Source organism: Deinococcus gobiensis I-0 (assembly GCF_000252445.1).
Lineage (GTDB): Bacteria > Deinococcota > Deinococci > Deinococcales > Deinococcaceae > Deinococcus > Deinococcus gobiensis.
Genome location: NC_017790.1, coordinates 2,125,504 through 2,151,600, shown reverse-complemented (window position 1 = coordinate 2,151,600; position 26,097 = coordinate 2,125,504). Strand labels below are relative to the sequence as shown.

At 67.7% G+C, this 26,097-nt stretch carries 21 protein-coding genes and 1 riboswitch; of the genes, 4 read left to right on the top strand and 17 right to left on the bottom strand.

Annotated elements, in window-relative coordinates; translation table 11 throughout:
* Positions 1–11: 11 nt before the first annotated feature.
* Positions 12–1,079, top strand: coding sequence for a type III polyketide synthase (locus tag DGO_RS10120; protein ID WP_014685418.1), 1,068 nt, complete (start codon positions 12–14; stop codon positions 1,077–1,079).
* 33 nt (positions 1,080–1,112) lie between these two features.
* Here the strand turns inward: DGO_RS10120 and DGO_RS10115 are convergent, their stop codons facing one another.
* Positions 1,113–2,324 (bottom strand): hypothetical protein, encoded by a 1,212-nt coding sequence (locus tag DGO_RS10115; RefSeq protein WP_014685417.1) that lies wholly within the window; start codon positions 2,322–2,324, stop codon positions 1,113–1,115.
* A gap of 197 nt (positions 2,325–2,521) precedes the next feature.
* On the opposite strand from DGO_RS10115, the gene leuS reads away from it, so the two are divergent.
* The 3 genes from leuS to DGO_RS23275 all read left to right on the top strand — a co-directional run bounded on the left by leuS (position 2,522) and on the right by DGO_RS23275 (position 6,279).
* Positions 2,522–5,008 (top strand): leucine--tRNA ligase, encoded by a 2,487-nt coding sequence (leuS, locus tag DGO_RS10110; protein ID WP_014685416.1) that lies wholly within the window; start codon positions 2,522–2,524, stop codon positions 5,006–5,008.
* Between the two features lie 85 nt (positions 5,009–5,093).
* A complete protein-coding gene (locus DGO_RS10105) occupies positions 5,094–5,414 on the top strand; it encodes a hypothetical protein (protein WP_145975301.1) in 321 nt (106 codons plus the stop codon).
* Between the two features lie 370 nt (positions 5,415–5,784).
* The gene (locus tag DGO_RS23275; RefSeq protein ID WP_145975300.1) at positions 5,785–6,279 is read left to right on the top strand and encodes a hypothetical protein; all 495 of its coding nucleotides are present in this window, start codon (positions 5,785–5,787) and stop codon (positions 6,277–6,279) included.
* Between the two features lie 66 nt (positions 6,280–6,345).
* On the opposite strand, the gene DGO_RS24745 is transcribed toward DGO_RS23275, so the two are convergent.
* From DGO_RS24745 to DGO_RS10030, 16 genes are all read right to left on the bottom strand, one after another.
* On the bottom strand, positions 6,346–8,001 hold the full coding sequence (locus DGO_RS24745; protein WP_083847268.1) for a DNA methyltransferase: 1,656 nt from the start codon (positions 7,999–8,001) through the stop codon (positions 6,346–6,348).
* A 4-nt stretch (positions 8,002–8,005) separates the two neighbouring features.
* Positions 8,006–8,092, bottom strand: a riboswitch (cyclic di-GMP riboswitch).
* Between the two features lie 107 nt (positions 8,093–8,199).
* The gene (locus DGO_RS10095) at positions 8,200–8,508 is read right to left on the bottom strand and encodes a hypothetical protein (RefSeq protein ID WP_014685413.1); all 309 of its coding nucleotides are present in this window, start codon (positions 8,506–8,508) and stop codon (positions 8,200–8,202) included.
* Positions 8,509–8,793: 285 nt separating this feature from the next.
* Positions 8,794–9,498 carry a M23 family metallopeptidase gene (locus tag DGO_RS21115; protein ID WP_050920772.1) on the bottom strand — a complete coding sequence of 235 codons (705 nt, stop codon included), beginning with the start codon at positions 9,496–9,498 and terminating at the stop codon, positions 8,794–8,796.
* Positions 9,495–9,998, bottom strand: a complete 504-nt coding sequence (locus tag DGO_RS10085; protein WP_014685411.1) for a hypothetical protein — start codon at positions 9,996–9,998, stop codon at positions 9,495–9,497. Before DGO_RS10085 ends, DGO_RS21115 begins: the two co-directional genes overlap by 4 nt.
* A complete protein-coding gene (locus DGO_RS23045; RefSeq protein ID WP_014685410.1) occupies positions 9,995–10,417 on the bottom strand; it encodes a hypothetical protein in 423 nt (140 codons plus the stop codon). Before DGO_RS23045 ends, DGO_RS10085 begins: the two co-directional genes overlap by 4 nt.
* A 77-nt stretch (positions 10,418–10,494) precedes the next feature.
* Positions 10,495–10,887: a hypothetical protein gene (locus DGO_RS10075; protein ID WP_014685409.1), complete on the bottom strand. Its 393-nt coding sequence runs from the start codon at positions 10,885–10,887 to the stop codon at positions 10,495–10,497.
* An 85-nt stretch (positions 10,888–10,972) separates the two neighbouring features.
* Positions 10,973–11,620 carry a hypothetical protein gene (locus DGO_RS10070; RefSeq protein WP_014685408.1) on the bottom strand — a complete coding sequence of 216 codons (648 nt, stop codon included), beginning with the start codon at positions 11,618–11,620 and terminating at the stop codon, positions 10,973–10,975.
* On the bottom strand, positions 11,617–12,840 hold the full coding sequence (locus tag DGO_RS10065) for a glycoside hydrolase family protein (RefSeq protein WP_043801940.1): 1,224 nt from the start codon (positions 12,838–12,840) through the stop codon (positions 11,617–11,619). The genes DGO_RS10070 and DGO_RS10065 overlap by 4 nt, the downstream gene beginning before the upstream one ends.
* A gap of 56 nt (positions 12,841–12,896) precedes the next feature.
* The gene (locus DGO_RS10060) at positions 12,897–13,334 is read right to left on the bottom strand and encodes a hypothetical protein (RefSeq protein WP_014685406.1); all 438 of its coding nucleotides are present in this window, start codon (positions 13,332–13,334) and stop codon (positions 12,897–12,899) included.
* 71 nt (positions 13,335–13,405) lie between these two features.
* Positions 13,406–14,020 (bottom strand): hypothetical protein, encoded by a 615-nt coding sequence (locus tag DGO_RS10055; protein WP_014685405.1) that lies wholly within the window; start codon positions 14,018–14,020, stop codon positions 13,406–13,408.
* A gap of 10 nt (positions 14,021–14,030) precedes the next feature.
* Entirely contained in the window at positions 14,031–15,953 is a 1,923-nt protein-coding gene (locus tag DGO_RS10050; RefSeq protein WP_014685404.1) for a hypothetical protein, read from the bottom strand.
* Positions 15,954–16,326: 373 nt separating this feature from the next.
* A complete protein-coding gene (locus tag DGO_RS23270; RefSeq protein ID WP_014685402.1) occupies positions 16,327–16,503 on the bottom strand; it encodes a hypothetical protein in 177 nt (58 codons plus the stop codon).
* Between the two features lie 2 nt (positions 16,504–16,505).
* Positions 16,506–19,721, bottom strand: a complete 3,216-nt coding sequence (locus tag DGO_RS10045) for a fibronectin type III domain-containing protein (protein ID WP_014685401.1) — start codon at positions 19,719–19,721, stop codon at positions 16,506–16,508.
* Between the two features lie 13 nt (positions 19,722–19,734).
* The gene (locus tag DGO_RS10040) at positions 19,735–20,070 is read right to left on the bottom strand and encodes a hypothetical protein (protein WP_014685400.1); all 336 of its coding nucleotides are present in this window, start codon (positions 20,068–20,070) and stop codon (positions 19,735–19,737) included.
* The gene (locus DGO_RS10035) at positions 20,067–20,444 is read right to left on the bottom strand and encodes a hypothetical protein (RefSeq protein WP_014685399.1); all 378 of its coding nucleotides are present in this window, start codon (positions 20,442–20,444) and stop codon (positions 20,067–20,069) included. The genes DGO_RS10040 and DGO_RS10035 overlap by 4 nt, the downstream gene beginning before the upstream one ends.
* A complete protein-coding gene (locus tag DGO_RS10030) occupies positions 20,441–25,969 on the bottom strand; it encodes a phage tail tape measure protein (RefSeq protein ID WP_014685398.1) in 5,529 nt (1,842 codons plus the stop codon). Before DGO_RS10030 ends, DGO_RS10035 begins: the two co-directional genes overlap by 4 nt.
* Between the last annotated feature and the right edge of the window lie 128 nt (positions 25,970–26,097).

The following is a 26,097-nucleotide window of genomic DNA, read 5'->3' as shown; positions in this document are numbered from 1 at the left end:
CGATGTCCTCCATGGCTCCCACCGTGCGGTCGCTCGTGACCGGAACTCCCCCCTACAGCGCCGCGCAGACCGAGGTGAGGGCCGCCGCCGCCGAGCTGTTTCCCCGCCTGGGCGCACGCCGGGGGCTGCTCGACGTGTTCGCCAACGCGCAGATCGAAACCCGGCCCCTGTCCCGGCCGCTGGCGTGGTACCGCGCGCCCCACACCTTTCCGGAGAAGAACGCCGTATTCGTCGAGGAGGCGCGCGCCCTGTGCCTGCGGCTGGCCGAGGGGGCGCTGGCCCAGGCCGAGATAGCGCCGGGCGACGTGGACGCCGTGGTCGTGGTGAACACGAGCGGCATCAGCACGCCCAGCCTCGACGCCTACCTGATCGAGGCGCTGGGGCTGCGCCGGCACGCCGCGCGGCTGCCGCTGTGGGGGCTGGGCTGCGCGGGCGGCGCGTCGGGGCTGGCGCGCGCCGCCGACCTCGTGCGCGCGGGCTACCGGCGGGTGCTGTACGTGGCGGTCGAGCTGTGCAGCCTGACCCTGATCGCGGGCGACGAGTCCAAGAGCAACTTCGTGGGCACGGCGCTGTTCTCGGACGGCGGCGCGGCGCTGGTCGTCACCGCCCCCGACGTGCCGGGACCGCCCCCGCTGCTGACCCTGCACGGCGCGTATTCGACCCTCATCGAGGACAGCGAGGACATCATGGGCTGGGACGTGGTCGAGGACGGCCTCAAGGTGCGCTTCTCGCGCGACATCCCGGCGCTGGTGCGCGCCATGATGCAGGACAACGTGCGCGACGCCCTGGAGACGAACGGCTGGACGCGCGCCGACCTGGGCATCTACGTCGTGCATCCCGGGGGCGTGAAGGTGCTGGACGCCTACGAGGAGGCGCTGGAGCTGCCCGGCGGCACCCTCGACGCCAGCCGCGAGGTGCTGCGCCGCTGCGGCAACATGAGCAGCGCGACGGTGCTGTTCGTGCTGGAGGAGATCCTGCGCGGCCAGCCCCGGGGCCGGGGCCTGCTGAGCGCGATGGGACCGGGCTTCAGCGCCGAACACGTGCTGGTGGAATTTCCGGCGGCCTCTGCGGGGGCGTAGGGCAGGGTCGGGCGGTGAGACGCCTACGCCGGGTCAGTCGTCGTGGGGTGGGGGCGCGTCGGGGTCGCAGTAGTCGATCTGGGCGGCGCGGAACTGTCCCAGCACGACCTCGCGCTTGAACGGGTAGCCCAGGCGCACCCCCTCGGCGGCGCACTCGATGGTAAAGCGCTGGCCCCGGGGCACGGGCGTGTCCCCGATCACGACCGCCTGCGTCGCCTCGTAGATGGCCGCGTAGGGCGTGCAGAAGTAGTAGCCGATCAGGACGCCGCCGGGATGCCGGGCATAGGTGACCGCGCCGCGTGCCCGCGCGGCCTCGATGTCGCGCCACAGGCCCAGGCTGGCGCGCGGGTCGGGGTCGAGCGCCCACATCTCCGCGATGACCCGGGCGGCCTGGGGGTCGCGGCGCAGCGAGTCCGCCGTATGCGGGTCGGTCATGATCCAGGGGTCGAAACCGGGCTGGCCCGGCAGGGCGCCGGCCGGCCGGGCCGTGCCCGCGCGTCTGGGGGCCTCCGGCGCCCGGCCGAGCAGCGCCGGGTAGCTCAGGAGCTGACCCACGCGGTAGAAGTCCTCCAGGGCGGCCTTGGCGCGGGTTTCGATCTCCTCGTGCAGCGTGGCCCCCGCGTCGGGGCGGTACATGTCCAGGGCGTAGCGCGCCGAGGCGGCGGCCTGGGCGTACTGCCCACGCAGCCGGCTCAGCCGGGCCTGGTCGGCGGCGGGGGCGGCGCCCTCCAGCTCGTTCATCGCCGCCTCGGCGTGCAGGCCCAGCGACCGCAGGGCTGCGAGCATGGCGCCCAGGTGGGCGCGCGGGCAGGGTTCGACCGGCGACCAGGCCGGCAGGGGGGCGGGCAGCGTCTCCGGCACGGTGAAGGACGGGTCGTGCCCCGCGCGGCTCGCGTGGGCCAGCCAGCGCTGCGCCCCGGTGTAGTACGCCTGCACCTGGTCGTAGGTCACGGGCGGCACGAAGCCGGCGGTGGCGGGGTCGTCGGCCTCGTCGGCTTCCAGCATGCGGTCGCCCAGTGTCTGGAGGACGAAGGCGTTCCAGATGCACACGAGTTCCAGGCCGACGGCCGCCGGCATGTCAAAGGGCCCCGCGCCGCTGGCCGCCTGCCCGAAGCGCCGGCGCTCGGCCGCGTCGAGCAGGGTGTGGACCTGCGTGCCGGCCCGCTTGTAGGCGTACAGGAGTTCGGCGTCACGCTCGCCCCGCGCGAAGGCCCTGACCCGTTCCCAGACTCCCGGTCGTTCCATAGGCGCCCAGTCTAGGTGGCGGGGGCCGGGCCGTCCTGCGCAAGTGCGCCGCCCGGCCCGGTGCGCTATGCTGGACCCATGATCCGCTCTGCGCTTACCACCCGGGGACTTCTCGCCTAGCCTTCACGGCCCGTGCGAGTGTCCCCGGCTGCGTGTAGGCCGGGGCTTTTCTTTTGCCTGTAAGGAGCTGCCATCCCATGACCGAGACCCCTGCCGACATCACCCGTCCCGACATCCAGGAGCCGCGCGCCGAGCGCTACAACCCCCACGCCTTCGAGCACGCGTGGCAGGAGAAGTGGGAGCACGACGGCCTGTACCGCTTCGACCCCGAGGCCCCCGGCGAGAAGCACTACGCCATGACCATGTTCCCGTACCCGAGCGGCAACCTGCACATCGGGCACTGGTACGCCAACGTGGCCCCCGACGCGCACGCCCGCTGGATGCGGATGCGCGGCCACAACGTGCTGTTCCCGATGGGCTTCGACGCCTTCGGGCTGCCGGCCGAGAACGCGGCCATCAAGAACAACATCAACCCGGCCGCGTGGACCTACAGCAACATCGCGCACATGACCGGGCAGTTCCAGCGCATGGGCACCATGATCGACTGGAGCCGCCGCTTCGCCACCTGCGACCCCGAGTACTACCGCTGGAACCAGTGGTTCTTCATCCAGTTCTACAAGCGCGGGCTGGCCTACAAGCGCGAGTCGCTGGTGAACTGGGACCCGGTCGACCAGACCGTGCTGGCCAATGAGCAGGTCATCGACGGGCGCGGCGACCGCTCGGGCGCGCTGATCGAGCGCCGGCTGATGAGCCAGTGGCACTTCAAGATCACCGACTACGCCGACGAGCTGCTGGATTTCACGCACACCGACATGCCCGAGCGCGTGCGCGTCATGCAGACGAACTGGATCGGTAAGTCGGTCGGCGCGGAAGTGACCTTCGACACGCCCGCCGGCCCCGAGACGGTCTTCACGACCCGCCCCGACACCCTGATGGGCGCGACCTTCCTGGTGCTGGCCCCCGAGCATGCCAGGGTCGCGGCCCTGACCACCGACGAGCAGCGCGCCGAGGTCGAGGCCTACGTGGTCGCCGCCGGCCGCCGCACCGACGTGGAGCGCCAGCAGGACAGCGGCGAGAAGACGGGCGTCTTTACCGGCGCCTTCGCCACGCATCCCATCACCGGGCACCAGCTGCCGATCTGGGTGGCCGACTACGTGCTGGCGACCTACGGCACCGGCTCGATCATGGCCGTGCCCGCGCACGACGAGCGCGACTTCGCCTTCGCCCGGCGCTTCGGGCTGGACATCCGCGAGGTCATCCGCCCCGAAGGCGGCGAGCCGATGGCGGGGGACGCCGAGGCCCCCTACAGCGGTGAGGGCCTGATCGTGAACAGCGGCGACTTCGACGGGCTGGCGGGCGGCAAGGCCAGCATCGCGGGCATCGTCGCGGCGCTGGAGGAACGCGGCGTGGCGAAGGCCAAGACGACCTACCGCCTGCGCGACTGGCTGGTCTCGCGTCAGCGCTACTGGGGCACGCCCATTCCCATCGTGTACTGCCAGAAGTGCGGCGCGGTGCCGGTCCCCGAGGACCAGCTGCCCGTCGAGCTGCCCGCCGATGTGGAATTCCTGCCGACCGGCCAGAGCCCGCTGGTGCTGAACCGCGCCTGGGTCGAGACGACCTGCCCCGAGTGCGGCGGCCCGGCCGAGCGCGACACCGACACGATGGACACCTTCGTGGATTCGTCGTGGTACATGTACCGTTACCTGTCGCCCCACGACGACCAGCATCCCTTCGACCCCGCGCAGGCGCGGCTGCTGCCGGTGGACCTGTACACGGGCGGCATCGAGCACGCCATCTTGCACCTGCTGTACTCGCGCTTCTGGACGAAGGTCATGCGCGACCTGGGCCTGACCACCCAGCACGAACCCTTCGCGCACCTGCGCAATCAGGGCATCATCCTGGGCGAGGACAACGAGAAGATGTCGAAGTCGCGCGGCAACGTCGTGGACCCCGACGATCTGGTGCGCGAGTACGGCGTGGACACGGTGCGCACCTACCTGATGTTCATTGCCCCCTGGGAACTGGGCGGCCCCTGGGACCCGCAGGGCATCAACGGGCCGGTCAAGTGGCTGGGGCGCGTGTGGGCGCTGTACTTCGACGAGAAGGCCTCGGGGCCGCAGGAGAACGTGAGTGAGGCTGACCTGCGCTACGCGGTGCATTCGGCGCTGAAGAAGGTAGGCGGCGACTTCGCGCGCATGAGCTTCAACACCATCGTGGCCGCGCTGATGGAACTGACGAACACGCTGGTCAAGGCCAAGCGGTCGCCGGTCTTCGGGACGCCCGTCTGGGACGAGGCGCTGCACATCTTCAACCTGATGCTGGCGCCACTGGTGCCCCATATCGCCGAGCAGATCTGGACCGAGCGCGGCGGGGTGGGCAGCGTGCACGTGCAGCCCTGGCCCCAGGTGGACGAGGCGGCGGCGACCCGCGACACCGTGACCATTGGTGTGCAGGTCAGCGGTAAGGTGCGCGGCGAAGTGAGCATCTCCAAGACGGCACCCCAGGACGAGGCCCTGGCCGCCGCCCGAGCCGTGCCGGAGGTCGCCCGTTACCTGGAGGGCAAGGCTGTGGTCAAGGAGATCTATGTGCCTGGCCGGATCATCAATATCGTCACCTCCAAGTAACACATCGATTCCGTCCACAGCCCTCTGTGGATAACAGAAAAAGTGCCCCAGCCACGGATGTCGGCTGGGGCACTATCTTTACGTTATGGACAAAACAATTGTGTTCCGCTTCGCTACTCCTGATCCGCTGAAGTATGAGGTGAAGGTGGCTGGAAAGAACATCGTGAAGCGGCGGAACTGGGATGGCGACAAGCTGCTGGCTTACCTGCAGGAGCACCTGCCGGGGGTGTTCGAGGGTCGCTTCCCCGACTATGGGCTGCGGATCGAGGCGGCGAAGAAACGGGACATCGTGCTGGAAGGCTGGAAGCCGGACAAGGAAGAGGGCGACGAGATCAAGGAGGCCTTCGACGGCTTGGTGGGCGAGGTGCTCGAAGACGTCGAGGTGGAGGACTTCCTGCTGGACTGAGTCAACCCCTTCCGCACCCCCTGTGGACAAACGAAAAAGCGCCCCGCCCGGCATAGACCAGGGCGGGGCGCTTTGTGTGCGGGCGTCAGATGTAACCCCTGCCATCGCCTCGCCGGTGGAGCTGGTGGCGGCGCGCGAGGCGCTCGCTGCAGCCCAGGGGGTGCCGCTCGAGGATGTTAAGGAGTGGCTGAACTTGTAGGTCATGGTGGGGATGGGCTGTCGGGGTGGATGTTCAAGCGGGAGTGCGGAAGGTGGGGATAACAAAAAATGCCTTACCTAGGCTGATGGAACGAGCAGGGTGTAGGGAAAATTTGTCCTGGAGCATAGATAATTTGAAAATGAGGTCCCTGACCTTTAATATTTTATAAATATGCCTTTTCCTGATCCAAAAACTGTGCTAAAGGACATCAATGCTCCCTTGCCTAAGCCAAGTGCTGCCCAGTTGGAACTAGGTAGGTCTATAGCAAGAAAGAGCATAGAGGAAGCAAGATCTAGGAGGCAGGATTACTTTCTACTTTTCGATAGTAGTTTTTTTAGCTCTTCCGTACAGAATGCAATAGTGGGCGAATTGAGAAATCAGGGGTACTATGCAGTAAGGGAGGGTAAAGTTGATAGAAGGTTTCGTGATATGGAGCATCGCAGCCAAGCGGCAGATTATATTACAGTCTACTTTGAGCATCCAAAACCTAAAGCCATGTCTTCGCGGGATCTGGTAAACCAGCGACGAAATGAATATAGGCAAAAGGCGCAATTAGAATTGGAAGATAATCAACGCAAAGTCAAAGAACTTATGAAAATTTTGACACCGCTACTTCTTATTGCCTTGACAGCATTATTTATATATGTAGGTATTACAATGGTGTGATTCGGGTAAGTAAATCTTCTGCGCCCCGCCCCAGCATCAGCCAGGGTGGGGCGAACAGTTTGGATGTCACTGGGCAAAGAGTGGTGCAGCTCCTCGATCTTTCGAACTTTTACCCGTCAGGGCCTTGGCAGGCTTCTGCTCGTGACTGACGTTGACTACCCCGCGCGGTAGGTCAGGCTGTTGGCCGGCCAGCAGCTGCGCCACGGTCAGGATCTGGAGCCGTGGGTAGACCCGACCACCCCAGGTATAGGCCCCAGCGCTCGCAGCCTCCTGCGTCATGCCTCTGGTCGGCTCATGCGCCAGCAGCAGGATGCCCACCGCCGCCTTCTCGCGCTCGACGGTGCCGCGCAGCTCACGGACCATTGCTGGGTTCAGGTTCCGGCCTGCCTTGACGCTGACGATGACCCGCTCAATTTTCACGCCGTCGGGCGTTCGAAAAAAGAGCTGTCCGTCAATGCCCGTGTCTCCGCCCTTCTTGCCCTTGCGACTCTCCCCCATGCCACCGAAGGCCTGCGCTCCGATCTCGCCGACGATCCAGAACTGGAACTGGAAGGGATCTTGTTCGGCGAAATACTGGGCGGCTTTAAGGTCACGTGGCGTGCCGTGCTCTTGGTAAGCCTGACCAGGCAACAGGTCGAAGTCCCGCTTGAGCCGAGCTTTGATCAGGCCGACGCTCAAGTGGGTGATGTCGATACCGATCCACTGACGCCCGAGCTTCTCCGCTGCGCTAATGGTAGTGCCGCAACCACAGAAGGGGTCGAGAACCACATCGCCAGGATTACTGCTGGCCTGGATGATGCGCTCCAGAAGTGCCACAGGCTTCTGAGTAGGGTAGCCGAGGCGCTCTAGCGCCTGAGAATTTAGAGGTGAGATATCCGTCCAGATGTCTTGGACTGGAACACCTTTGACCTCATCAAGAAATTTTTTCAGACGCGGCCAGGCACCTTCTTTCGTCGGCCAGTAGATTTTTCCCTCTCCATCCAGACGATCCAGTTCAGAAGGTGGATATGCCCAATGACGTCCCTTCGCCGTTACATCGAAACCACGCCAGATCTGCCCGGTTTCACCATTTCGAGTACCTGCACCTGTAAGATCAGCATCTTTCCAAGGACGTCCACCCTCGTTTCTTTTGAATCTATCTGAAATATAACCTTCCTCATAACTAGCATAGGCACCATTCCAAACCAACTTATTTGAGAAGGAATAAAAAAATATGGTGTCATGAACAGGACCATATCGCTTTGCACTATTATGCGAACTTGTTCTTTTCCAAATAATTTCACTTTGAAAATTCTGTGCTCCAAATACCATATCCAGTATTATTTTTAAGTAGTGACTGGCCGCCGGATCGCAATGCAGATAAAGACTGCCTGTTGGCTTGAGCACCCGGTGGAGTTCGACCAGACGTGCGGACATCATCACGAGATAGGCGCTCAGACTGTTGCGGCCCAGGAAGCCCACAAGATGCTCCAGAAACTGGGCGAGGTGGCCATGCGAGACGAGCAGGTCGCTGATGGCCTGATCGCTTTCTGTTCCCCAGGTCCACGTATCTCCGAAAGCAAGAATCTGCGCGCCACTACGCTCACCGGATTGATCGTGGAAAATAACGTTGTAGTCGGCTTGCGAGTTGAAGGGCGGGTCGAGGTAGATCAGATCAACGCTCTCGCTGGCAATAGACTCACGCAACACGCCGAGGTTGTCGCCGTAGTACAGGTGGTTCAAATTGTGATCTCCAGGCCGGGCGCACCACTAGCTCCTCTCAACTCAAGGTGCCCGAATAACGTAGTTGAGGATCCTTGCCTCCTGGTGATTCCAAACTAATCATCGTCGAGTCACATCTTCCTTACGGCGCGTGCCGCACGGCAAAAATCTTCCTAGTTCTGGCCTAATGGCTCGGGTGGGGCGCTTCGTGTGCAGGGTTCAGGCGGCGTCCAACTCCAGGGCGCTGTAGCCCCAGGCCACGGCCGCCCGGACGGCTGCCGCTTCCAGCCGGTCAATCAAGGGCAGATCCATGAACTGGCCCAGCACCGGAATCTTGTTGTCGTACTCTTCGACGGCCGCCAGCAGCCACGCCTCGGCGGCAGCGGCCTTCTCGGTGCCGGTGGCGCCGGGCAGCAGCTGGTTGGCCAGCCGGGCGGCTTCCTTGGCCGCCTTCTTGAGGCCTTCCACGGTCAGGACGTTGCCGATGTTGCTTTGAAGCTGCTGGGTGATCTGCTGCATGTTCAACATGGGGACACTCCAAGGGCGCGGCCCCAGCATCTCGCTGGGGCCGGAAGAGCAATAGAGGGTTTAGTTCGTGTGGGTGTGGGAGGGTGGGGGTGGATCCACGCAAACCCCAGTGCCATCGGGATAGATGGTGCATCCCCCCTCAGTAACTGGGTAGGGGTGCGCGCAAGACATCAGGAGAGCGGCAACGAGCCCGAGCACGGCCAGCGTTCTGAGTTTGGGCATGGGATCCAGTGTAGGAGGAATGCCCTGATCTGTCCGGCAGATTTGCCCAGGTCTGAGGACCCGTCAGTTCTGCGGCAGCGTGGGCACGCTGGGCGTGGGGCGCGGATCGTTGGCGTAGACCCGCACGGTGGCCGTGCGCGCGTCAATGGTCACGCCGTTGTCGGGCCGCTGGACCAGCTGTCCAGTCACCTCGACGTCATTGACCAGCACCCGGCCAGGCGTGCCGCGCAGGGCCTGCAGGTCGGCCAGCGTGCGCTTTGCGCCGCGCGCCTTAAGCCACTCGCTGGGCACGAAGTAGTTGGCCCGGATGAAGGTCGCGCAGCTCGTCGGGTTCTTGTCGTGGGTGCTGGGCCAGTAGTTGGGCGCGAGCTTCACGCCCGGCTTCTTTACATAGAAGTGCAGGTGCGCCTTCATCACGCCGGTCGCACCCTTGCCCACCTGGCCGATCATGTCGCCACCGTTCACGCGCTGGCCAGTGACCACATGCACGTCACGCAGGTGCCAGTACCCGGAGACGCTGCCGTCCGGGTGCTGGATCTCGACGATCCCGCCGATGTAGCCATCCCACCCGGTGTAGCTCACGGTGCCGTCGTCGGCCGCGTGGACTGGGTCGCCCAGGTCGGTGTCGCTGCCAGTCACCGCGTTGAAGTCCTCGGCGGGGTGCTGCGACTTCGTGGCCGCGAGGTAGGCGGGGTCCAGATATCCACACCCGGCCTGCACGGTGTACTTGGTCGTGGGCGTGTCCAGCAGGGGGTAGAAGGCCGTCACAGGCGCGCCCCCTGGGCACGGGCCCGCAGGAAGTCCCGGTGCTCCCGTTTCTCGCCCGTCACCACGTCTGCGATGATCACGGCGAGGCGGGCCACCACCAGACTGATGCCGATGGCGAACACGTGGAACAGCAGCGTAGCCAGCGTCAGGCTCACCACCACATCCCGCTGCCCGATCGTGCGGGCCTGGACGGCGTAGTACGTGCTGCTGGCCTGAATCCCGAAGACCACTGCGCCCAGGAACAGCAGCACGACGAAGATGGTCACGAGCCGCACGAGCTGGGCCGCCGGCAGTGGTACGGTCTGTTCCCCGCGCGCCAGGGCACGTAAGCGTGGGCCCACCCGGCGAATCTGCAGGACCACCCCGACCATGCACACCGCGAGGATGACGAAGGCGAGGGTGCGCCCGCCTGTCACGCCGACCAGTCCGGCCGCACCGGAGAGGATGGGGGTGTTCAGAAGGGCGTTGAGCCAGTCGAGGACAGCGAAGAACCAGGTCATGAGGAACCTCCCGGAGGTGGGGGAGAGGGCGGGTCAGGGGGCGGGGTCGGTGACACACTGGGCGGCACGAGCTGGGGCGGCGGGGGTGGGGGCGGTCCAAGTTGCTCCCCGAGTCGGCCACCCAGCTGGAGCAGGAGGCCGGCGAGCTTCCAGAGGCCGAGCGGTCCCCAGACGGCGCCGATGCCGAAGCCGCCCAGGACGGCGAGGTGGACGCCGACTTCGAGGGTGGTGTGGTGGATGCCGGCGTAGGCGGCGGTGGCGGCGGCGAAGCCGGAGAGGATGCAGTTGGCGAAGAGGACGGGGCGGGTGTAGCGGGTGCCGGTGGCGAGGGAGAAGACCCAGTGGCCGAAGGAACCGCTGCACAGGGCCAGGCCGAGGACGAGGGTCTCGGCGCTCTGGATCACAGGCTGAAGGGGCAAAGGTGCTCTCCTTTCTGGCCGGCAGGGCGAGGCCTGCCCACTGCCGGGAACGTGGGCGGGCCAGGAGCGGGCAGCACTTACTTCAGGACGACCGTGCTGACCGGTGTGTAGAACGCCTGCCCGATCTCGACGCGCATGCCGGGCACGGCCGTGTAGCTCAGGGTGCTCAGTAGGGCCTGCCCGGCCGCGCCGCCTGCCTGGGCGCTGTAGGTGCCGTCAGGAAGCACGAGGCGGATGCTCACCCGCTTGAACCCGGCCAGGAACACGAGGTCGCCCCCCACGAGGCTCACGGTCGCGCCACTGGCCGCCAGTGCGACCGGGTCGGTCACGGCCAGGGCCAGGGTCTGCGCGGCGGGGGCCGGGGCGGGTGCGCTCGGCGACGTGGGCGAGGTGGCCGGGGTGGCGACCCCACCACAGGCGGTCAGGGCGAGCAGCGAAACGGTCAGGGCGGACAGCAGCAGGTTCTTCATGGCAGCTCCTTGCCCGGGCAACAGGACACCGCCCCAGGCCGGGCACTGGGGCGGGAAAGGGGGATGAGGTTGTCTCTTTGGGGCGTTACGACGTGGACAACCGGTCCAGCTCGGCCACAGCCCCCAGGCCGCCCGAGTAATGCCCCTGACTGACGGCGACATCCCCTCCGGCAAACGTCGCGTCCGCCGCGCTGTACACGACAGCGCCGTCGATGGAAAACTGCACCTGACCTCCGCCCACCCGGATGCCGTAGGTACGCCACACCGTCCAGTCCATCGCCTGCACCTCGCGCAGGATGTCCCAGCCCCCACCCCCCCGGCGACGCGCGATGATGGCGCCGTTGAGGTCGGTCGGGTTGTTGATCGCCAGCGTGTACCCAGTCGCCAGTGTGGTGTGCCACCACGCCCCCGTGTCCGTGCCGTCGCCCGGAGTCAACGCTCCTGCGCCGAGCGCCAGGTCGAGGTAGCGGATGCTCTCGCCGTTGGCATTGGGCTGGAGTCGGGCGCGCAGCTCGACCGCCGTGATCGGTCCCGCCCGCCGGAGCGACACGCTGCCGTCGCCCCCGAGGGCGGGGACCAGCCGTTTGACCCCGCCCGAGGTGCTGTGGCTCCCGCCGCTGCCCTGCATGGTGATGGTGTAGTTGTTGTCGCTCGAGGCGCTCTCGAACTCGTCCACGAAGGTGTAGCCGGGGGGCGTTGCCCCCCGGGGATACGGACTGAGCAGCAGGCTCACGAGGTCAACACCCGCGCCGCGAGCAGGCCGCCGCTGACCCCGGCCGCCGACAGCACCAGCACCGCTCCGGTCGCCCCACCGTCGAGGTAGAGGGGGTACACGCTGCCCAGATCGGTCAGGGTGCTGTCGGCCGCGCCCACCGCCCTGCGCCGCAGATTGCCCACGCCCCCGGTCCCGTCCGCGAGGACGCCCACCACGGTCAGGCGCTCGTAGGGGGCCAGCAGCCAGCGGGCCTCGCCGTCGGCCGAGAACGCGACCTCCAGCACGCGCCCCTGTCCGCCCGTGACCGTCAACGCCCGGCTGAGGTTGGGCTGCCCGTTTCCGCTGCTGCGGGTGACCCCACTGGTGTAGATCACGCTCTGCGCGTCCCGGTCGGCGAACATCATCGTCTCGCTCGGCGCGCGGTTGGTCTCGTCGTTGATCACCTCGCGGCCCAGCGGGTCGGTCCAGGTGATCAGGTCCGTGCTGACCAGCAGGGCCGGCAGATAGGCATTCCGGGCTGGGGCCTGCCCATGCGCCAGCAGGTAGTACACCCCCCCGGCGCAGAGCAGGTCGTCCGGCACGACCTCGCCCAGCCACCCGATGGTGGGCGCTCCCACGCCGCTGTACGCCGCCGCGTTCGGGATCACCACCGGGGCGCCACCATTGAGCTTGGTCCAGGTCAGGCCCCGGTCGGTGCTGCGGGCCAGGCCGATGGCGCCGTACTGGCTGGCCCCCATGTTGCGCCCCTCGTAGAGCATCAGCCAGGACCCGTCGCTGTCGCGCAGCAGCGTGGGGCTGGACACGTCCCCGCTGTCCCAGGCCCCGGACGCGCCCAGCGCCAGCCCGACGGGGCCGGTGTAGGTCCAGGTCAGGCCGTCCGGCGAGGTGTAGCGCCCGATGCGGCGGAACGGGACCTCGGATTTGTCCTCGACGAACATGTAGTACAGGCCGCCCTCGATCAGGACGTAGGGGTCCTCGATGCCGTTCGTAACGCTCGTGACCCGCCCATAGCGGGTCCAGGTGCGCCCGTCGAGGCTGTAGAGCAGGTGCAGGTAGGTGTTGCCCAGGGTGGTCTGGTCGTTGGCGTAGGCTCCGGCGAAGGCGCTGTAGTACAGCCTGTAGGGCATGACGGGATCGGCGGGGTCATGGAGGACGTTGCCGATCTCGCGCAGGTTCTCGTCGCTGGCCCCCGCCATGGTGGCGAGGATGGTCTGGGTTTTGCGTGTGGCCCCGAACACGCGGGGGGAGGGTGTGGCCGGAGCCTGTGGGGGGCGCCCAGGGCTGATCTGCCGCATCAGCCGGCCCCGAGCGGCTGGATGTCCAGCACGGGCGAGCCGCTGGCGACCGTGGCCTTGAACCCGGCGATGTCGCCCTGAGTCAGCTCCCAGGTGCTGCCATCAGCCCAGAGCAGCCCCGTGGTGCTGGTCGGTTCCGGAGCCGTCACGGCCACCCGCGCGCTGCCCCCGCTGACACCGATGCGCGCGCCCAGGGTGCCGGCGGGCCAGGTGGGTGCCCTGGCGGTACCGTCCAGGGCCAGGGTGATGTGGTTGCCCAGGGGGACCAGGGTCGGGGCGCTGCCGCCCCCACCGGACCCGCCACCCGCGAGCATGGACTCGGTGACCGGCTTGTAGGTCCCGTCGTCGTCACCCACGACATACAGCAGGACTCTGCGGGCGCTGGCGTTCAGGAAGGACCGAACGTCGAGCATCTTCAGGCTGTCTCGAAATCCCATGTGTACCTCTCCCGGCCTGAATGTGAAACCCCCACCGGGCCGGGTCGGTGGGGGCAGAGGGGGGAGACGCGTTACCAGTTCGCGGTCAGGGTCACGGGGGCGGGTGCGTTTGTGCCGGACAGCGTCACGTACCAGCGGCCCGGTCCCAACGGCACGTTCAGGGTCAGCGGGTCCTGGCCCGCCCGCGCCATCGCCACCGGGTCGCTCACCGGGGGCCAGTTGCCCTCGACGGTCATGTAGACGTCCGTGCTGTCCGTCACCGACAGCGCCAGCTCCGCCGACGCCTCCAGCTCCACGCGGTAGATCGCTGGGGGCGTGCCCGGCCCCGACACTGGGGCCGTCAGGCTGACCGGCGCGCCGCTGACCAGCTCGGGGTACGGGCTGGGGCCAGTGTCGCCGCCGCCCGAGGTCGGTGCGTCCACCGGGGCGAGGGCGCGCAGGGTGGCCAGCACGGGGCCCGTGTCGGTGCGGATCAGCCGGAGCTGCTCGCCGGGGGCCAGGGTGTGGGGGTAGACCAGCTCGGCCCAGGTCGCGCCGCTGTCGGTGCTCAGCTCAGCCGTGGCCAGGCCGTCCAGGCCCAGCAGCTGATAACCGCTCAGGCCCCCGCGTCCGGAGACTACGGGCACGATCAGGCCACCGGCTGGGGTGGTGTCGAGGAGGATCGGGTTGGGGATCAGGTCACTCATGTTTCTCCTGTCAGGAGCCGTCCGGCGGGCCGCCGCCGGGCGTCCAGCGGCGCAGGCAGAGCAGGGCGCGCGAGCAGCGGCCCTTGAACTCCAGGGTGTAGGTGGTCGCCACCGGCACCGGGACCACGTAGGGATGCCAGCCGCGCGCCGTCTGCGCGTTGTGGCCGAGTCGGGCGATGGGCCACGCCTCGCCGTTGACGCTGAGGGTGTCGGCCTGTGGGGGCAGCTTCAGGCGCAGCAGCAGCACTGCCCCCTGCTGTTGTCCTGTGGGGAGCGGTGGGATCACGAAGGTCAGCACGAGCGGCCCACCCGTGTTCTGACTATCGTCGAGGTCCTCGGGCCACTGGGCGGGCGGGTACAGCACCCGCTTGGCGACCGCCCGGCGCACGTCGCGGCCCTGCACCGTGGCCGAGGTCGGCAGCAGCAGCGGCCCCTCTCCTCGCTTCAGTGGCTCGTCGTGCAGGAGGGGGGCGGCCACGTCGGCCAGCGTCAGGCGCAGCGGCGCGACCGGCGCGGTGGGGGGCCGCACACGTGGGCGCTTGCCCGGCCGCTGTTTCCACGTCCAATGCTCCGGGCTGCCCGGCGGCGCGTCCCGCTTGTAGCTGTCGCGCCAGGCGTCATGCACCACCAGGGCGCGGGCCTCCCCAGTACAGCGTGCCCAGGCCCAGTGCGCCGGCCAGCTGTTGAAGAACGTGCCGACCGGCGAGAAGCCCAGGAAGCTGCCCGGCAGTGCCCGGAGGATCTCGCGCTCGAAGGCCTCGATGGAGAGGGTCGCGGCGCTGCCGTCCTGCCGTACCGCCGTCACCGTCTCCGCGCTGGCGTGCAGCACCAGCACCGTGTCCCAGCTCGTCACCCGCCCCTGATCGTCCCGCAGCGGCACGTCCCGCAGGGCCGCCCAGGTTCCGCCCAGGAACGTGTGCCCGTAGGCCGTCAGGGTGGCGTTGGGCTGCCCCTGGGGATCGTCGAGCAACTGCGGCGCGTCCGTGCGGGGTCCCTGGACTGTGACCGCACCTCCAGCGGCTAGGAACCGGAAGCCGGGCTCGGGCGGCGCGGCGGGCCAGTCCGGGCGCACCGTGTCGCGTAACAGCCCCACCGCGTCCCCGACCTGCCGGGTGACGTAGTACCGCACTGCGCCCCCGACCGTGACCGGCACGGCGTCGTCCGGTCGCCGCGCCTGGGCCTGCCGCTCCAGAGTGGCGATGGGCACCCAGAGATCGACCCACGTGTACTGGATCTGCTCGCCCGAGACCTCCTGCCGGCGCACGCGGGCGACCTCGGTGCGGTACAGGTCGTCGCGGTTGCGCCAGCCCACCGCCACGTCGCCGTCCAGGCGCACGTCCTCGTACAGCGCCATGAGCACGGTGTCCACCAGCACGAACAGGTCGTCCGGGTTGGTGCCCCAGCGGCGCAGGGTGGCGCGGCGGTAGGCGACCCCGGTGCGGGTGACCGGGGTGTCCACCGTGCCGAGGTTGGTCTGCCAGCGCCAGTCGTAGGCCGGGACCGCGCGTGCATCGGTGCGGACCTCGGTTTCGCTCTGGGTGCCGTCGTAATGCCGGACCTCCTCGGTCCAGCGCCGGGTGTCCTGACCGGCCCCGCGCTCGGCCACCTCGACCTCACCGCCGTTGGTGTAGACCCAGTCGGTGAGGATCAGGGTGGTGCCGTCCGGCTGGGGGTAGCGGGTGACCGGGGGGCGCTCGCGGCGGCGCGCGGCGGTGTGTTCCAGCGCGAGCGCCGGGGGGTCGAGATCGGGGGCGAACATGTCGACCATCTGGAGGCGGCGCAGGGTGCGCGCGTCGTGATCGGTGGCCCAGACACCCGTGAGGCTGCGGGGCACGCCGTCGTCGAGGACCACGGTGGTCTGGGTGGCCGGGGCAGTGTCCGACTCGCCCCCGAACACGCCGCCGGAGTCGGTGCGGGGCAGGTGCAGGCTCATGATTCACCTCCGCCGCCGCTGCCGAGCACGCCCCAGAAGCCGGGACGCTGGGGGGAGTCCCAGGAGGGGGGCGGTGGGATAAAGGGCACCGCCTCGTCATCCTGCCGCCTGGGCATGTGCGCGGGGGTACTGGCGATGAGCCCTGGGCGGCAGTCCACGACCACGCGCTGCCCAGGGCGTGGGGCGGCGCCGCCCGGCGTCGGGAAGACCCGCCCATCAGTCAGCACCACCCGTCCTGGGGTCACGCGCTCGACCATCGCCTCGGTTGGTTCGCAGTCCTGCCCTGCCCGGCAGGGCTCGCATAACCGCCCGCACAGGCACCCGCCACAGCCCCCGCGCAGAAAGCGCAAGACCGTCGAAGCTGGGCCGGGGCTCACTGCCATGACAGCACCACCCAGCCCTGCCCAGGATTGCTGACGAGCGCCTGCGTGCCAGGGCGTGGGACGAGGCCGGATGCGCGCGCCGTGATCTGCTGCGCTCCGACCTGTACGACGACCCGGCGGTCGGGCAGGCTGCGGATGACCTGCCCGGTCTGTTGCGCTGTACTCATGCTCACCTCGTTTCTGTCACGACCGTCATAGAGAAGTTGCCGTTCTGCCCCTCGGCGCTCGCGCTCACGGCGCGGTCGAGGCTGGGGGGCGTCGTCGGCAGGATGTAGGTCCGAGTGATCCGCAGGCGCGGCCCGCCCTGCTGCGCGAGGAGTGCGGCGTAGCGGGCCAGCCCGGCGGCGGTGCGCACCCAGGGGATGCTGGTCTGGATGGTCGCGCCCCCGCCCGTGCCCGCCACCGTGTAGCTGTAGGTCAGCGGCTGGCGGGGGCTGCCCACGTCGGCCGCCGCCGGTTCGGGCGTGCCGGTGGGGTCGCCGCTCCCGGCGGGCGTAGGGGTGGGCTCAGCAGGCCCGGCGGGGACCGGGGGGGGAGGGCTGTCCGGATCGCGGCCTCCTTTCCCTTCCGGCCCCTCGTCGCCGGGTGGTGACGCCGGTGCGGGACTGCTGAACCACGGTTGATCCAGCGGGTAGCGGGCCAGGGCGGGACTGCCGACCGTACGGGGCAGGGTCGGCGGCAGCGCTTCGCCCTTGCGGGTCGCCTCTTTCGTCTTGGCGGGCAGAGTGGCCTGGGGCGGAGCCTGCTCGCTGACTGTCGTCTCGGCCTGTCCCCCCTTCGCTGCCGTTTCCAGCACGTCCCAGTCGCCCTCTCCCTCGCTGTCCCGCAAGAAGACTGGCAGCGGGGCTGTCCCAGACGGCGTCCGGGCATAGAGCCACAGTCCGGCCCCGATCGGCTGCCACTGCTCGGTCACGGCCTCGAACTGGGTCTTGTACTCGCGGGCGGTGGTGTTGCCGTCGTCGTCGGTCACCCCTTCCACCCAGCCGGCGCGGCTGCGCTCGGTGCGGCGGAGGTTGAGCCAACCCTGCGGACTCCACTCCTGTACAACCCGCTCCTGCTCGCGTCCCAGCTCGCGTCCCGGTTCCTGCACGTCGTAGTTCAGGGTTTCGGTGACACTTGCGGTGAGGGTCAGGGGCCAGTTGGGCAGCTCATAGAAGTTGCGGGTGGTGACGGCGCTGAGCTGCATCCAGCGCGCCTGAACCTCCTTCGGGTTGTCCCGCTTCAGCACCGCTACCTTGCCCCAGGTCTGCACCTGGGTGGCGTCTACCCGCCCACCAGATTTCCAGACTGTGGTCTTGACGGCGCTGGCATCGGTGCGGCGGGTGGTGATAAGCACGCTCGCCTGCGCCCGCTCAAAGGCATCGGCCTCGGGGTCCGGTTCAGGCTGTGGGGGTTCGCTGGTCGTGATGGCGTAGCCCACTGGAGACCAAGCCGTCTCGCCTACGCTGTTGAGGGCCATGACCTGCACCGCATAGCGGGTCGCGTAGGAGAGGCCGGAGAGGTCCAGATTCAGTGGCCCATCCCCGTCTGGCAACTCGGAGGCGGTCAGGATACGGATGCCTGTGTACAGGATCTGGCGCTCATCCGTGCCGACCGGGGCGGCACCGTAGCGCAGGCGGTAGGTCGTCGCGCCGCTTGCACGGTCCCACTCGGCGCGCAGCACGGCGCGCTTATCGGCGTCCAGCTCCTCGGGCGCTGTCAGCCTCACCTCAGTCACTAGGGCGGGAGGGAGATTCACGAGCTGCACGTCCAGCAGGGTCGGCTCACTCTCCAACGTGCCATTCAGGGCCACGACCGAGAGGCGCAGGGCCGCGCCCACTGGCAGGCCCTCGAGCAGCACCCAGGCCTGCGTCGTCACGACCTGAGCCTCCAGGGTGGCGTCGGGAGTCGTCCGGCGGGCCTGAATTCGGTAGCGGTCGGCCGGTGCTTTGCGAGGAGGTTCTTTGTCCAGAGGATCGGCCACCGGTGGCTTCCACTTCACCCCCACCGACGTGCTACTGCGGTAGTAGCCCTGCAGGTCGGTCACGGGGCCGGGCGCGTCGGCGTCGGCCGGGGGCGTCGTGACCTGCGCGACCTCGCTGGGGGCATACAGAGTGTTCTGCGAACTACCCGCCTGAGCCACCGCGTTGACCCGCAGGCGATAGCTGTAGGTGTGCAGGGGCGCGACCGTGTCGTCCACGAACTGCGTGGCAGTCGTGACGGCCAGGCGGCCCCAGAGGGTGTAGGGTCGCGCCTCGCCCTCAATGCGCTCGATGATGTACTGGGAGGCGCTGCGTACCGCCGTCCAGCTCAGGGGCACCGCGTTCGCGGCGACCGTGCCGACCTGCGGAGTGGGGCTGACTCCATCCGCAAAGCCGCTTCCGCCTGTGCCGTTACGCTCATCGGGGTCAGGGCTGTTGGCGGGGTTGCTGGGATTGGTCGGGTCTGGGGGCGTCTCGTCCTCGCCGTCCGCCGCCGTGTCCGAGGGAGCACCACCCTGAATCTCAATGGTCGGTGCATCCAGGGTGATGCGCTCGGTCCTGACCCGCTCAATCGGCGAGGGCAGCACCATGTCGCCAGTCGGCCCAGGGGGGCGCACCACAAGGACGCCGCCCTCCCATCCAGTCTGGAGGCCGACCACGCCCCAGAGATCGTTCACGACCTGCTGGGCCGTCTTCCCGAAGGTGCTGTAGGTGGGGCCATCCCCATCGGCCCGGAAGTCATAGCCGGGGAAGGGGGGCGCAGCGAGCAGGCGGTGGGGGACGGTGGCGAGTGCGGCCAGGGCCACCGCATCCACGGCCATGCGGCGTCCGTCGAACTGGGCCGTGGGGCGCTGTAGGGGCGGGATGAGGGCGATCTGCCCGGCGCGCTTCTGGCGGTAGAGCTCGTCGAGTTCAGCCTGCGTCTCCCAGGGCACAAGCTCGGGCAGCGTGGCCCCTGGGATCAGGGAGGCGTCGCTGGCGTGCAGGGTCGTCGTCTCGGCCCCGCCCGGCCCCAGCTCGTGCTCCCACTCGGCGAGGGTGCCAGCTGCCGCGAAGGCGCCGCCCTGACCGCCTGCACTGACGGTCACCGCTGGCACGTCGCCGCCTTGTGCCCCGCCAATCACGGTCACATCCATGCGGGTGCCCTGGCCGCGTTCGGCGGCCCAGGTGAAGGACTCGACGTCCAGATCGGCGGCCGTCATGGCCAGATCGTGGACCGCGCCGTATGCCGTAGGCGAGAGGGTGCCCGGCACCTCACCGGAGAGGGCCGTGTCCAGTACCAGCTCGCGCAGGGGCACGCGCCCGGTGAGCATCTGGCTCAGTTCGAGGAAGCCGCCCACCCGCCCCGTCAGGGCCTCGGTCAGCAGGAGGGCGGTGGTCGGCTCGGCCAGCTCGCGGCGGCCTCCCAGGATCAGGATGGGCATGGATCACCTCCTCTCAGGTCAGGGCCCGGATGGTCAGGAATGCGGAGAACGGCCCCGGCACGGCATCGGCGGGCACGGCGCGGGTGTAGGTCACGCTCAGCGTCTGCCCCGGCGCGAGGCCCGGCGCGGCGTACATGACGCCCGGAGCCAGAGTCTCGCCGGCCACGTCCACCGTCACCCCGGCGAGGTCATCGGCCAGGGTGAACTGCACGGCGCTCAGCGCCTGGTCGCCGATGTTCTTCAGGAGGCGGGTCACGCTGGCCGACTGCCCCGGCTTGACCTCACCCAGATCCAGGCCGGGGGCAGGAGTGGTGCCGTCGGACAGATACCATGCGGCTCGGTAGGTCACGCGGCCCCCTGCGGCACATAGACACTCAGGTCATAGCCGACGAGGCCCGGCGCGAGATAAGGGAACCGGGGCGGCTCCTCGAACACGCAGCCGCCGAACGTGCCAGCAGGCTCGTACCCGGTCAGGGAGAGCGTGAACGGCCCGTCCCCCAGAGCGCGGATGGCCTGGGCGTCCACCTCGCTGATGGCGTAGCCCTGGGGAGCGGTCACGCGGATGCGCCGCGCGGCGGGGAGCGGGGAGCGCAGGGCGACCACGCGGCCCTCAATAGTGGTGCGCTCGGTGATGGCCCGCCCGCCCCCCTCGCCGGTCACACCCTCGGTAGCGGGCAGGTGCTGGAGGACGATGCCCCCGATGGTCATGCTGTAGATGCTCACTGTCCCCTCCTGCGGCACTCGGCCTCGGCCTCGTTGGCGAGCGCCTTGAGCAGTTGCTTCGTGGTCTGGCTGGCCGTCCCGGTGACGTTCTGGCCGTTGATGGTGATGATCTGTGTGATGCTGCCCACCGCCGGGCGAGTAGCGGCGGTTGCGGGGGCCGCGGCGCTCAGGGCCGGGAGCTTCAGGCTCTTCACCCCCGCCAGGAACTGCTCGGCGAACTGCTGTCCGGCTGTCTTGCCCGCCTTCCCGGCCAGGATGGGCAGCCCAGCGAAGGTGCCCTCCAGGCTCTTGCGCATCCGGTCGGCGCTGTCCTGCACATCCTTCTCGGCCTGCTTCACCTCCCCGGCAAGATCGGTCACGCCCTTCTGGGCTGTCGCCGCGCCCTGTTGCACGCCCTGAAGGAGTGTCTGTAGCCCCCGCGTGCGGTCGTTGAGGGCGGTCTGGGCGGCCGTACGGGCAGCCTCGGCCTTGGCTTCCAGCCCGCGCACCTGCCGCTCGGCGTCGGCCACGATGGCGTCGCGCTGGGATTCGAGGCCACTGGTGTCGAGGCCGGCCGTTTTGGCCGCCTTGATCTGGGCATCCAGGAGGCGTGTGCGGCGGTCAGACTCGTCCTTGATCCGCTTCGCCTCCCGCTCAAACTCGCGCGCCCGCGCCTCTCCCAGCGCGGCCACAGCGTCCTTGAGGCCCGTGTAGCTCGTCTGAAGCTTGCCTGTCGCCTCGGCGAGCTGCGCGGCGTCGTACTGCCCACCCTTGAGCAGCGTGTCGAGTGCGGCCTTGGCCTGATCGTAGGTGGCCTGGTTGAACGTGATGGCGTTGTCCAGCAGGCGCTGGTCTCCCAGTTCTTCCCCAAAGCCCTTGAGTACGTCCTGCACGCTCTTCAGGGCGTCGCGCTGGCGGTCGTACTCGCTCCGGAGGGCCTCCAATTTCTGGCGCTGCGCCTCCAGAGCCGACACTAGGCCGCCCAGCGCCTCACCGGCTAAGGCGTAATCCTGTGGACGCAGGCTGCCGGCGCGGTAAGCGTCGAGGTAGGGCAGGGTGCGGGCATAGGCGTCTCCGACCTGGGTGGTCGCCTCGGCCAGCTCGCGCTGCGCCGCCGCTGCACCCGACTCGCGTCCGGTCAGGACCACGAGTCGGCCGTACAGGTCCACGATCTGCTGCGCTTCGCCCTTGATCTGCTTTTGCAGGTCGAGCTGGGCCTGCTGGCTCTGGCGCACGGCGTTGTTGCTCGCCAGTAACTTGTCGCCCAGGGAGGTGCGTTCCTCGTCGGTGAGGCCCAGTTCCTTCGCACGGGCCAACATGGCCGCGTAGGCGGCGGCCTGACGCTCCTGCGCCCCCTGTATCCGGATCTCCAGAGCGAGGCGCTCGGCGGCACTCTGCGCCAGTTGCTGCTGGGCCTGTATGGCCGACACATCGCGCCCAGCGTCCTCGGCAGGACGGACGGCGGCGGCGATTCGGGCCAACCTGATCTTCTCGGCAGCGGCCCGTGCATCCTCCTCCTGCTTCTGGAGGCGGGCCGTTTCTCCCGTTTGGAAATCGGTGCTGAGCTTGGTGAGGTTGGAGTAGTACTCGCGCCAGATGGCCTGACGCTCCCCATCACTGAGCTTGTCGGAGGCCAGGGCGCGGTCCCGGGCATCGCCCAGTTGCTGCCGGTCGGCCGCGTACTGATCCCGTGCGCTCTGCTGGGCAAGCCGAGCGCGCTCCTGTACGGCCTGCGCTTCAATCTGTGCGAGGGCCAACGCGTTGTCTTTAGCCCCGGCGAGGCGGCGGGAGAGGGTCAACTCGAACTGTGCCAGGTCGTTGTCGCGACCTGCGGCTTGGGCGGCATAGGCAGCGTCCTGCGCCTTTGCCCAGGCATCGGCAATCCGTTGGGCAGTATCGCGGGCCTGCTCGGCGTCTTCATTGGCGTATTGCTGCCGCATCCCTTTCTCTCGAGTACGGCCGGCCTCCTGTATCTTGCGCACCTTGTCGGGATACTTGGCGACCTCGGCCACCTGGGCGTCGATAGAGTCCTGCAGGTCGGAGAGCTGGGCGTCCCGCTCCGCCCGGCGGCGCGCAGTCTCATCAGCGATGCCCGCGATGAGCGCATCACGCCCGGCAGATTCCGCATCAGCCACGACTCGCGCCGCCGCCTTCGTTTCTTCTGCCGCCCGCTTGGCGTCTTCCTTGGCGGCCTCAGCGTCCTCGCGCGCCCAGCCCTTCCGCATGGCCGCCGCCTGGGCGCGGCCGGCAGCTTGGATCTCGGCCTGCCGTTTGGGGAAGTCGGAGAGAGCCGCCACCTGATCGTCGACCGACTTCTGAAACTCCTGCAACTCAAGGGCGCGCTCTACTTTCTTCTTGGCGCGGCCATCGGCAAGGGCCGCGATCTCTGCCTTCTGGACGGCCAGCGCTGCGTCCCCCGCGGTCGCCGCCGCCCTATCTGCTGCCGTCTTGCGGGCGGCGGCCTCCTCTGCGGCTTGCTGGGTCCGGAGCTGTTTGAGGGCAGTGAGCAGCTTAGGATTCTTCAGGTCGCCCGCAAAGGCGTCCTGGGCTTTCTGTGCGAGATCGTCGAAATCACGCTTCAGTTCTGCCAGCTCGCGTTGGAGGTCGGATTTCCCAGCGAGCTTGAGTGTGAACTGGCGGCCTTCCAGTGTGGTGGCGAGGTCCTCAAGGGCTGCTTTCTGTGAGCGGATTTTGTTGATTTCCGCTTCCCGTGCGGCGGCGGCGCGGTTCTGCTCGGCAACCGCTGCCGCCTCGGCCGCAGCGGTTGCTCGGATAGCGGCGGCGGTATCGGTGGCCGCCTGCCCAGTGCGCTCCAGGGAGAGCTGACGGCGCTGTTCAGCTTCCTCCCCCTCTCGCATCTGCTGGATCAGATCTTTGTCTGCCCCGAAGAGCGTCACGGCAAAGAAGTCGGTCAGCTTGTCGTTCAGGGTCGTCGTCTCGTCTCCGAACAGCTTCATCTCGCCAATGAGCTTGCCCAGCTTCCAGCCAGACAGAGCCACGCCCACGGCCAGCGCAACCGTGAGGAGCGGCGCAGCAGCAACCGTAGCGGCGACTGTCGCCCCCGTAACCAGTGTCATTGCACCAGCGATCCCGCCCAAGCCGGCGATATAGGCACTCAGCCCCCCAGCATTGGCGACAGCGGTAAAGAGCGCGGTAGAGCCTACGGCGGCCTTCGCAGCCGCGCTCAGCTTCAGGAAGGTGTTTGCCAGCACCACCGACGTGCCGACGATGGCGACGAACTGCACTGCCCCGTTGCTGCCGATTTCGTCAAGGCTCTGTACGAATTTCGAGACGCCATCGGTGGCCTTCGTGATGCTGGGGAGGAAGCGACTAGCAAATGCAATTTGTAGATTGTCAACCGAGGCGGTGAACTTGGCCTGGGCATGTTCGTAGGTGTTGGAGGCGTCTCGAAAACCCTCTGCTGTAGCGCCGTTTGCGTGCGCCATCTTCTCAAGAGCTTCGGTGAATTTCTTAGCTCCCACGTCGCTGGTCAATGCAAACACAGCATTAACGGCTTCGGTGCTGCCGAATAGCTCAGCCATGATGGCGGTGCTGCCATTCGCTGCCGTGGCTACATCTCTTAGGAACTGGGGCAGGCCTTTCGCTTTCAGGGTCGCCGCATCAAACCCAATGCCCAACTCGGCTGCTGCTTTTGAGGCTTCGGTGGTTGGTCCTAGGATGCTGTCCAGGGCGCTGTTGATCCCAGTAACGGCCTGCTCAGCAGGCACCCCTACAGAGGTCAGGGTAGCGACGCTGGCCGAAAGGGATTCCAGGCTGACGCCCAACTTGGCTGCTTTCGGAAACACCTCGCCCATCGTGCTGCCTATCTGTTCCAGACTTATTTTTCCGGTGTTCACAGTCTGAATGAAGATGTCGCTGACGCGTGTAGCACTGCTGGCACTCAAATTGAAAGCGTTCAGAGCGCTACTTAGGATGTCCGCCGAACTTGAAATATCACTCATTCCAGCAGTTGCCAGTTCCGCCGCCTGTCGAGCGAGTTCCACGATGGCGGCATTGCTCTCGGCCCCCCGTACTCCTGCCCCGACTAGATCAAAACTGGCCTTTGCAAGAGCGACAGCCGAGACACCAACGTTATTGCTCACCTCAAGCAGCCCATCCCCAATATTCTTGAGGTCTGTCGCGGTCAGGTCGCTTTCAGCGGCAATGGCCTGCATGGCCGTCTGAAACTCGGCCGCCTTAGGGAGAGCGGCCGTGAGGGCCGCCCCGAAGGCAAGCACCCCGGCAGCCAGGGGGGCGAGCCCGGCGGTCAGGTTCTCCGCTGCGCTGGCAGTCTCCTCAGCCGAGTTCCCGACGGCGGCAACCTGGGGCGCTGCATTAGCAGCGGCATCCCCAGCTAACCCCAGCCCGGCGGCCATCTCCTGGCCCACGGCAGCTAACGACTCGCCCACCGGGGCCAGTCCCTCAACGACTCCCTGGGCCGCTCCAGCGACGTCCTCAAGCCCCGCCGCTGCCTCATCGGCCTGCGGAGCGACCTCGGCGGCGGCGTCTCCGGCCGCAGTCAGTCCCTGGGCCAGCTCGGTCCCGACCGACAGCAGGCCCTCAGCGACGGGGGCTAATCCGCTGCCCAGTTCGGAGGTCGCATCGTTGATCAAGGACACCGCCTCGCCCGCGCTGCCTAAAGAGGGGGCCAGGGCGTCGGCGGCATCGGTCGCACTCTTGAGGTTGTCGGTCAGCCCGGCGAGGGCACCCCCCGCCTGGCCGTCACCAGCCCCAGCCTTGAAGGCGTCGGGCACCTGCTCGCCTGTCCGGCGCACGACGGCCAGTAGGGTGTCGGTGTCGGACTTGAACCCTTTGATGAGGCCCTGCACGATGAATTCACCGATCTCAGTCATGACGACCGAGGGACTCTGAATGCGGAGCTTGCGCTTGAGCGCCTGCACCACTTCGTCGGATAGCTCCCCCGACTCGTCGGCCACGCTGCGCTTGCCCTGGTCTATGCCTTTCGTCAGGCCCTGCGTGATGAAGTTGCCGATCTGCGCCGCTGCCGCCCCCGCTGGGCCGCCCAGATTGCCCAGGGCGTCGAGGATGCCGAGCGCAGCATTGGCCGCAAACCCGCCCTTGGTGACCTCGCCGCGCGCCTGGTCCATCGTGCGCTGGGCCTGGGCAGCGGCCTGGGTAGCCTTGACCAGCGTCTCGGCGCTGGTGTCCTCGGCAGCGGCCAACTTGAGCAACTCGTTCCGCAGCCGCTGGGCCGAAAGAGCCGCCTCATCATCTGTGATGACCTGAGTCTGCCAAAGGTCCCGCGTCGCCTTGACCGACTTTGCCAGTTCGCGCACGGCGCGGTCGGTGTCCCGCAGGCCGCTGCCGTCGGCGTTGATTTTGATAGGCCGGGTAGCGGCGGCGCGCAGTTGATCCACCTCCGCGGTCGTCTGTTTCGCGGCGCGGAGGTCGGTGGTGATCTTGATGGTGCCAGCGCTCTTGGCAATGGCCTGGAGACGCTGGAGGTCGCCCTGCATCTGGGCGATGCCCTTGCGAAAATCGGTGATGTCGAGACTGGCCGTCCCTTTCAGGTCGGGTAGGGTCATGATTCGGTGCACCTCCTATCAGGGGGAGAACGTAGGGTAAAGGCATGACGGCAAAAGCAAAGCCAGCAGTGTCTCCACTGCGGGCCAACATTGGCTGCGGAGCAGTTCTCGCGCTAGTCGCTCTGGGG